Here is an 8,475-nt window from a genome sequence, read left to right as displayed (position 1 = left end):
TCGGCCTGCACCGCCTACCCATCGCGGAATTCCCCCTGCTGCGCGCACTCGCACCCGTCCTGGCCGCCTACGACGGCGAAGCCGAACTCGAACGCGGCCTCGACATCCTGCTCACCGGCCTCACCGCCGCCCTGCCCGAACCCGGGTGATGGCGTTGCCTCAGTCCGCGTCGACGGCTCCGCCTTCGGAATCCCAACATTGCTGCGCGGCAATCATTTCGATGTTGTCGGCGAACAGGGGACGCACTCGCAAAGTGAGTCTGTCACCGCTGACACCGAGGACATCGACGGTGTGCGCTGGCTTGTGCCGGTAGCCGTCGAGCCGGACCTGACGCCCGGCGTCGGCGAGAATGCGGGGTGGTGTGGTCCATTCGTCGAGGTGATAGAGCACTCGATGAATCGGGCCGAGACGAACCCCGAGTGCTGTGAGCAGGTCCGGGAGCTCGGTCACGAGGTCGGTGCCGCGCGGCCGCCACACTCCGCCGGTCCCCGCTGCGTCGAACTCGAGCCGGAGGCGATGGGTGGACGGCATGGGCCGACCCGGGGCGATTGTGATCAGTTGTCGCGTCATGGTCGACGCTCCTCTCTCGGCCGCGTGGCGGCTGGTCCCATGGTCGCGGTGAGACCGCTGATCAGGATGTCGAGGCCGCGTTCGAGTTCGGCTCCGCCCTCGTAGGCGGCCAGATCCGAGGCGAGGCCGCGAAGTAGGGGAAACTCTCCGATGGGTAGGCGATGCAGGCCGAGGCGTAGTAAGTCGGTGGTCTCTTCGGGGCGTTCGATGATTTCCTCGAGTTCGTTGAGCACGTGGCCATAGAGGAATCCGAACAGCGCGCGGTAGATGTGCAGGGCGTCGGCGCTGCTGAAGTCGGCTCGGGTGAGCAGTTCGAGGGTGCGCTCCAGTGGCCGCAGGATGCCGAGTGGCCGCAGTCCGAGCGGAGTGGACAACGGATGGGTGACCAGCAGGGGAACCACGTTCGGATGGGCTACGGCCAGTCGACGGAAGTCGCGGGCGATGATGCGCAGTTGACGACGCCAGTCCGGGTCGGTCGGGTCGACGGTCAGTTGTTCGAGCACGATCTCGGCGACTCCGTCGAGCAGTGCGGCTTTGTTGGCCGCGTGCCGGTAGAGCACCATCGGGTCACGGTCGAGCGCCTCGCCGAGGCGCCGCATCGACAGTTGCTCGACACTATCGCGATCGATGATCTCGAGCGCGGCCGACAGCATCGCGGATCGGGTCAGCGGACTGCCCGTGCGATTCTCACCGGCGACGCGGTCTGCTGGGACATCCGCAGAGTCGGTTGGTCCAGCCTTGGCACGGTTCACGAATCAACGCCTCCTCTCGGTCGGGACGCCCTCCTGTCAACATTGTTAGTCTACGCTGTAGACAGACATGTAGCCAGGCTTTGACCTGGGGGAACATCCCGTAGCACAGCAGCTGGCCGGAATTGCGAGAAGTGAACGGCTTCGGTCCCACTGAGCGCAGCCCTCGCCCATGGCCGCGACTTGTCGGTGAGCCGCTCCTACGCCGCTTCCGTCGAGCAGCCGTAGGGCAATCGCTCCCCTGCCCCTTCGAGGCCATCGCGGCGCGGCTGCCTAACGAGGTGTTCGATGCGCGGGGCTCGACTGTGTCGCTGACCCCTTCCGCCGGTGGCCTCGACCGACGCTCACGGCACTCAACCGGTTCGGGGTGGCGACGGACGTTCAGGATCAGCCCCAGGCTGCGTCTCACGTGACTTCGAGTCCGGATCGACCTTATCCGCTCGCTCCCACTCCTTGTCCAACTCGGTTCGCGAATTCGCCGCCTCACCGCGATGTGCGTGCGCCTGCTGGGCAAGTTGCTCGGCCTGCGCCGCCTTGGCCTCGGCTTCGGCCTTCGCCGCCCGGCTCTTGGCGGCGGTCTCCTTCGCCCGCGCCTCCCGCTGACCGACCTCGAGTTCCTGTTCCGCCGCGCGGGTACGGATGCCTTGGGCTTCGACCCGCTGGTGTTCGTGCCGTTTGCGGGTCAACGCCCATACGCCGGCCACAAGCAGAATGACGATCACCGCGACGACGATGATCACGATAACGGTGGTGCTCATCTTTCGACTCCTCGCACCCTCCCCCCTCTACCCTAACGCCAGTCGACCGCCTGCGAACTGGAAAAATGAGCGATCGGACGCGCCCAGGCCGATCCGACCCCGTATCTACCGGCGGCAGGCAAGGCGGGGGTACGCCGACAGCGCGGCAGCCACCCAACGAGCACCCATTGACACCCGAGGTCGACCCCGGCAGAGCTTCACTACCACTGATACGGAGAAGCGTCGTGCCTGACGCACGACTCGGTCCTTGACATCCTCTGGCGCATCGTCGTCGGCTCCCTGATGACGACTCGTCGCCCACGGCGAGCCGGGCGGCCCGATACCGCGTCTTCGAACGACTCGCCCACGCTGGACGAGCCGAGCTGCCGGTGGCACCCTCGAATGCACGCCCTTGGTGCCTGAGCGAGCCGAGTTATCGGGCGCTTCCCTGTTTTCGAGCGGGCATTCGGACTGCTCAGTCTCGTAATGCTGTCTCGTGCAACGATTTCAGGGTCTTGGCCAGGATGCGTGAGACGTGCATCTGGGAGACGCCGAGGTGCTCGGCGATCCGGGTTTGGGGTTGGGCTTCGAAGAACCGCATGTACAGCACTTCGCGTTCACGCTCGGGCAGCGCGGCGATCAAAGGTTTCACTGTCAGGCAGTCCTCGATGGTGCGGTAGTCCGGCTCCTCGACGCCGAGAACGTCCAGCAACGACAACGCCGCGTTGTCGTTGTCGTAGTCGGCGGTCGCGTCGATCGAGGAGGTCTGGTAGCTATTGTGGGCGATCATCGCCAGGGTGACATCGCCTACGCCGACGCCGAGCTGTTCAGCGATCTCGCCGGCTTTGGGCATGCGGCCCAGTCGTTGCAGGAGCATGTCGATCGCGGGCCCGAGGCTCTGCTGGATTTCCTTGAGTCGCCGCGGTACTCGCAGCGCCCAGGTGAAGTCACGGAAATGGCGGCGGATCTCGCCCATGATGGTCGGTACCGCGAAAGACAGGAATGTCGCCCCGTAATCGGGATCGAAGCGGTCGACGGCGGTCACCATTCCCAGCCGGGCTGTCTGCAGGAGATCGTCGAAGTTCTCGCCTCGGCCGGCGTACCTGCGAGCGATGTGTTCGGCCAGTGGCAGGCATCGCCCGATCAGCGCCTCCCGGAGGGTAACTCGGCGCGGGTCGTCCATGTCCAACTCGGCGAGCTGGGCGAACAGCGGTTCGAGGTCGTCGTAGCTGTCGGTGCCGCGGCGGGTGTGGGCCGTCCTCGCGGGGAAAGTCCGGGTCGGCTTATCGGTCATCGGTGCTGCCTCGGATCCAGCTGAATCGACGGTGGTGGGACACCCGGACAACCGCACTGGTGAACCGGATGGGGAGCGACGACCCGAGTTCGCTGAAAGTCGCCAGGTCGCGATGTGGTGCCAGGTCGAAATTGCCTCGGCCTGGCACGGGACGGGATGCCGGCCCAACAGGGCCGGACATCCGTCACGGTGTCGTGTTACGGGCTGGGTTGGGGCAGATCGCAGTCGTTCACTTTGGGATTGACGCCCGCATAGTTCAACGGTCCCGCGATGACGGTGACCGCTATGGTTGCCGCGCTGGCGCAGTTCTGGTCACGCTCGGTGAAGTATCCGCGTTGACCGGCGGCGATGACACCGATGATCAACCAGACGAGCAGAAGCAAGGACACTAAGCGAACCATCATGCACCTCCATCGCATTCCGGCGGAGCGGGCACAGTGATCACCTGACCGCAGCATCGAGTTCGTTTGCCGCGGATCGACGTCGTCTCGATGGTGTTGTGGATAGCGAAGTGTCGCATCGTGTTCTCCTTGCATCAGCTTGCCGCGTAAGCCGCATCGCCGCGCAGCCGTAATTCGGCCCGCGCTGCGCGAGGATCGGTCAGTAGTAGTGGCGTCGGCCGTCGGCCCAGGGGCATGTCCGCGGGACCTCGGCCGGCTCTCGGGTTGCTGCCCGGCGGCGTCGCCGGGTTGAACAAAGGCGCCTCGTGAGTCGAAGGACCGCTGCCCGCAGCCAGTCGAACCGGCCAGAACGTGAGGTCGTGGCCGTCGGCGACGAGTGGTGTCGCGCGTTGTGCCGCACGTCCAGCGGTGACGCTCGAGCCGGCTTGCAGACGCTCGACTCGGACGGCCTGACAGTGATGATCATGGCGATCCTCGAAGCCTTGGCTCGGATCGGTTGTTCTCTTAAGTAGACGCCGCCGGGACAGTTCTGTCAACAGCGTAGGTCTACACTTTGTGTCTACGGTGCTTTCCCAGAAGAAGACGTTCCACCCCCGGTCGGTCGAACGAACTCCGAACCCGAATCGACTCGAACCGCCCCACCCTGCTACCCCGAAGACCACTTCGAACGATCGGACGTGTCACCTACGGCCGCGCGTCGCCGGTCGAGCGGCGGAAGCGGACTGGCGTGCCCACCGGTGCGGCGCACCCGATCACGCAGACACATCAACTATCGCCGTCTGCACCGCTCCCACCTGCGCAGACCGATCGGCGAACGAGGTATCGTCAGCTCTATGAACGCTCAGATGTTGCGAATCCGCCGCGATTTGTGTGTTGTGATGGGGTGACCAACACTTCCGGAGACGCGTATCCCCTCGCGGACACGATGACCACCACGGTCGCCGCTCACGACGGCGCGACGGTGCTGACGGTGGCCGGCGAGGTCGATCTGGCGACAGCCCCCGCGCTGGAGAACGCGATCGATGCCATTCTCAGCGGCAAACCCGCGGCCCTGATCATCGACCTCACCTCGGTCAGCTTCCTCGCCTCGGCGGGCATGGCGACGCTGGTGGCAGCCCACCAGCGCGCGGGCGCGACCACCGCCATCGCGGTCGTCGCCGACGGCCCGGCGACCAGCCGCCAGCTGAAGATGACCAGCCTGGATCAGGTGTTCGCGCTGCATTCGACGCTGGAGGCCGCGCTGGCGGCGATCCGGCAGAGATGACCCGTGCCGCTGCCGCCGTCGCACCCGTCGACGGCGGCAGCGGCATGTCTCACACCAGTTCGCGCAGCTGTTCGATCAGCTTGACGCGCTCAGCGGCGGTGCCCGCCATCGGAACCACGTTCAAGACCGTGACGCCCGCCTCCTTGAAGGCCGCGACCCGCTCCTTGACGTACCCCGCCGAGCCGACCAGGGAGATGTCCCGGACGAGCTGGTCCGGGACCGCCTTGGCCGCGGCCTCCTTCTCCCCCGCCAGGTACAGATCCTGGATGCGGTCGGCCTCGGCGCCATAGCCGTACTTCGTGGCCAGGGTGTGGTAGAAGTTCTTGCCCTTGGCGCCCATGCCGCCGATGTAGAGCGCCAGATGCGGCTTGACGAACTCGAGCAGCGGCTCGACGTCGTCCCCGATGGCCAGCGCAGGGCCCGCGTACACGTCCAGGTCACCGAGGGCGGGCTCGCGCTTGGCGAGACCGGCGGTGAGCGAGTCGCCCCACACTTGCTGGGCCTTCTCCGGAAGGAAGAAGATCGGCTGCCAGCCCTCGGCGATCTCGGCGGCCAGTTCCACGTTCTTCGGGCCGAGCGCGGCCAGCAGCACCGGGATGCGTTCGCGCACCGGGTGGTTGATCAACTTGAGTGGCTTGCCGAGGCCGGTGCCCTGCCCGGCGGGCAGCGGGATCTGATAGTGCTTGCCCTGGTATTCCAGGCGTTCGCGACGCCAGACCTTCCGGCAGATCTCCACCAGTTCCCGGGTGCGGCCGATGGGGGCGTCGTAGGGCACGCCGTGGAAGCCCTCGATCACCTGGGGGCCCGACGCGCCCAGCCCGAGCACGTAGCGTCCGTCGGAGACGAAGTCCAGGCCCGCCGCGGTCATCGCGGTCAGGCTCGGGGTGCGCGTGTAGATCTGCAGGATGCCGGAGGCGAGCTGCAGCCGGGTGGTCTTGGCGGCCAGGTAGCCGAGCGCGCTCACCGCGTCGAACGAGTACGCCTCGGGCACGAACACCACGTCCAGGCCCGCCCGCTCGAGGTCGGCGACTTCGGCCGCCGCCTCTTTGAAGCCCCCCGAGTAGTTGATGCTCAATCCGATCCGCATGCACTCAACATAACGGCGGGTACGTACCGGCCGCGCACCGGCCACGTGCGGACGCCCGGTAAGGCGTGGTCACGACCGGAGGATGGACGCCACGGGGTAGCGTCTATGCGTAATTCCATCCTCGCCGTAGAACGAAAGGCAACCTTCTCGTGTCACAGCCCAGCACGTCGTCCACGGAAACTGCGCCGTCCTTCGGCGAGGCCACCCTCGCGCAGTACCTGAGCGATCTGGCCGCCAGGATTCCCGCACCGGGCGGCGGCGCCGTGGCCGCGTTGCACGCCGCGCAGGGCGCCGCGCTGGTGGCGATGGTCGCGCGCTACACCACGCGTGCCAAGGACGCCGAGAACCGCCCGGTGGTCGACCGGATCATCGAGGCGGCCGACGAGGCCCGCGCACGCGCGCTCGCGCTGGCCGACGCCGACGCCGCGGCGTTCACGGCCGTCGGCGCCGCCTACAAGCTGCCCAAGGATTCCCCGGAGGACCTCGCCGCCCGCAAGGCCGCGATCGAGGCCGCGCTGATCGAGGCCGCCCGCGTGCCCGCCGCAGTCGTGGACGAGGCCGACGAGGTGCTGTCGCTGGCCGCGGAACTGTTCCCGATCGGGAACCCGAACGTCGTCACCGACATCGGCGCGGCCGCAGGCGCCTGCCGCTCCGCTGCCGCCACTTCACAACTCAATATCGAGATCAACGTGGCTTCGCTGCCCGCCGCCGAGGGCGACCGGTTCGCTCCGGTACTCATGCGGATCGAAGAGATCACCGCGCGGGCGGACGCCCTGCACGCCGACGTCGTGCACGCCGTCCGCAAGTAACTCCACGATCGCTCCGGCGCCGAGGGTAACATCGGCGCGTTCAGGCGGGCGGATGCCGAGCGACCAGCACGATCTTGCCGCGCACCCGCCCCGCTTCGGCGAGCCTGTGCGCCTCCCCGGCTTCCTGAAGTGGCAGCACCTGGTCGATCGTCGCGCGTAGATGGCCGCGCTCGACCATCGTGGTGATCTCGCGCAGCGACACCCCGGACGGCTCGACATGGAAACGCTCGTAACGCGGGTCGGCTTCCGCGTCCGAACCCTGGGCGTCGATCAACCGGCCGTCGGGCCGCAGCGCCCGGAGCGATCGGGAACCGTACTCCCCGCCGACCAGATCGAACACGATATCCACATCGCGGACGGCGGAACCGAAGTCGACGGCGGTGTAGTCGATCACCTCTTCGGCACCGAGCTCGCGCAGGTACTCGTGATTGACCGCACGGGCGGTGCCGATGACGAACGCCCCGCGATGCTCGGCTATCTGCACCGCCAGATGGCCCACGCCGCCCGCGGCCGCGTGCACCAGCACCCGCTGCCCGGCGCCGAGGGCGGCCAGCGCCTGCCACGCGGTCAGCGCCGCCGTAGGCAGCGCCGCGGCGTGTACCGGATCGATGTTCCTCGGCTTCGGCGCCAGCATGTGCGCCTGCGCCACGACGTATTCCGCGTTGGCTCCGCCGAACACCATGCCGTACACCGCATCTCCCACCGCGAACCGGTCCACGCCGGGGCCGAGTTCGTCGACGGCACCGGCCACGTCGAATCCCAGCGTGAGCGGTGGATCGCCGAGTTCCCGGATCAACCCGGCACGCACTTTCCAGTCGGCCGCGTTGACGCTGGTGGCGGCGACCCGTACCAGGACCTCCCCCGGGCCGGGTCGCGGCCGATCGGCCTCGACCACTTCGAGTACTTCCGGGCCGCCGAACGCGTACTGCGTGATTGCGAGCATGCACCGATTCTGTCGGCCCTGGTATCTTTCGAGAAGAAGGCACCTTTCCGATACCGAGGTTCCCCATGGATACCACCCGTGACCGGCCCGTGACTCCCAGCCTGGTCCAGAGCTATCTGCACCACTGCCCCGCCCGGGAAGTGCTGGCCGTCCTCGCCGACAAGTGGGTGATGCTCGTCCTGGGCGTCCTGCGGGACAACGAGGGGCCGATCCGTTTCAACGAGTTACGCCGCCGCCTGGACGGCATCACCCAGAAGATGCTCACCCGCACCCTGCGCAACCTGGAACGGGAGGGTTTGGTGCGCCGCGCGGTCTATCCCACGGTGCCGCCGCGAGTGGAGTATTCGCTCACCGCACTCGGCGCGAGCATCGGTGCGATAAGTCACGCCATGGGCATCTGGGCCACCGAGCACCAGGACGAAATATTCGCCGCGCGAGCGGCATTCGACGCGCGCGCGGCGACCGAGCCCGAACCGCTCCCCATCGGCCGACCCTGAACGGATCACGGCGTCGCCCGACGGCAGAACTCCTCGCCCGTTTCAAACGAACCCGACCGGGTACGCGGTCTGTGGTGGGCTTGCCCCGATCCAAACCGGACCACGGACCACTTCCATCCGTGGC

Annotated in this window: 10 protein-coding genes and 1 pseudogene; 4 read left to right on the top strand and 7 right to left on the bottom strand. The window is 67.2% G+C overall.

Going from position 1 to position 8,475, the window contains the following annotated elements; all coding sequences use genetic code 11:
* Nucleotides 1–149, top strand: a pseudogene (locus M8859_RS26845) (TetR/AcrR family transcriptional regulator); the annotation flags it as partial.
* A 10-nt stretch (nt 150–159) separates the two neighbouring features.
* On the opposite strand, the gene M8859_RS26840 reads toward M8859_RS26845, so the two are convergent.
* From M8859_RS26840 to M8859_RS26820, 5 genes are all read right to left on the bottom strand, one after another.
* A complete protein-coding gene (locus M8859_RS26840; protein WP_159925920.1) occupies nt 160–570 on the bottom strand; it encodes a DUF5994 family protein in 411 nt (136 codons plus the stop codon).
* Nucleotides 567–1,322: a TetR/AcrR family transcriptional regulator C-terminal domain-containing protein gene (locus tag M8859_RS26835; RefSeq protein WP_321209963.1), complete on the bottom strand. Its 756-nt coding sequence runs from the start codon at nt 1,320–1,322 to the stop codon at nt 567–569. Before M8859_RS26835 ends, M8859_RS26840 begins: the two co-directional genes overlap by 4 nt.
* A 350-nt stretch (nt 1,323–1,672) precedes the next feature.
* Nucleotides 1,673–2,077, bottom strand: a complete 405-nt coding sequence (locus M8859_RS26830; RefSeq protein WP_159925922.1) for a hypothetical protein — start codon at nt 2,075–2,077, stop codon at nt 1,673–1,675.
* A 454-nt stretch (nt 2,078–2,531) separates the two neighbouring features.
* Nucleotides 2,532–3,350: an RNA polymerase sigma factor SigF gene (locus M8859_RS26825; RefSeq protein WP_159925924.1), complete on the bottom strand. Its 819-nt coding sequence runs from the start codon at nt 3,348–3,350 to the stop codon at nt 2,532–2,534.
* A gap of 197 nt (nt 3,351–3,547) precedes the next feature.
* The gene (locus M8859_RS26820) at nt 3,548–3,751 is read right to left on the bottom strand and encodes a hypothetical protein (RefSeq protein WP_159926217.1); all 204 of its coding nucleotides are present in this window, start codon (nt 3,749–3,751) and stop codon (nt 3,548–3,550) included.
* A 925-nt stretch (nt 3,752–4,676) separates the two neighbouring features.
* Here M8859_RS26820 and M8859_RS26815 point away from each other — a divergent pair.
* Nucleotides 4,677–5,015 carry an STAS domain-containing protein gene (locus M8859_RS26815; protein ID WP_159926218.1) on the top strand — a complete coding sequence of 113 codons (339 nt, stop codon included), beginning with the start codon at nt 4,677–4,679 and terminating at the stop codon, nt 5,013–5,015.
* A gap of 49 nt (nt 5,016–5,064) precedes the next feature.
* Here the strand turns inward: M8859_RS26815 and M8859_RS26810 are convergent, their stop codons facing one another.
* The gene (locus M8859_RS26810; protein WP_159925926.1) at nt 5,065–6,102 is read right to left on the bottom strand and encodes an LLM class F420-dependent oxidoreductase; all 1,038 of its coding nucleotides are present in this window, start codon (nt 6,100–6,102) and stop codon (nt 5,065–5,067) included.
* A 149-nt stretch (nt 6,103–6,251) separates the two neighbouring features.
* Here M8859_RS26810 and M8859_RS26805 point away from each other — a divergent pair, with 149 nt between their 5' ends.
* The gene (locus tag M8859_RS26805; RefSeq protein ID WP_159925928.1) at nt 6,252–6,911 is read left to right on the top strand and encodes a cyclodeaminase/cyclohydrolase family protein; all 660 of its coding nucleotides are present in this window, start codon (nt 6,252–6,254) and stop codon (nt 6,909–6,911) included.
* Nucleotides 6,912–6,951: 40 nt separating this feature from the next.
* Here the strand turns inward: M8859_RS26805 and M8859_RS26800 are convergent, their stop codons facing one another.
* Nucleotides 6,952–7,854 (bottom strand): NADP-dependent oxidoreductase, encoded by a 903-nt coding sequence (locus M8859_RS26800; protein ID WP_249644968.1) that lies wholly within the window; start codon nt 7,852–7,854, stop codon nt 6,952–6,954.
* Between the two features lie 65 nt (nt 7,855–7,919).
* On the opposite strand from M8859_RS26800, the gene M8859_RS26795 reads away from it, so the two are divergent.
* Nucleotides 7,920–8,351, top strand: a complete 432-nt coding sequence (locus M8859_RS26795) for a winged helix-turn-helix transcriptional regulator (protein ID WP_159925932.1) — start codon at nt 7,920–7,922, stop codon at nt 8,349–8,351.
* Nucleotides 8,352–8,475 lie beyond the last annotated feature (124 nt).

The organism is Nocardia sputi, from assembly GCF_023501985.1.
Note: the sequence above shows the minus strand (reverse complement) of the source record. Positions and strands in the feature narration are given on the sequence as shown.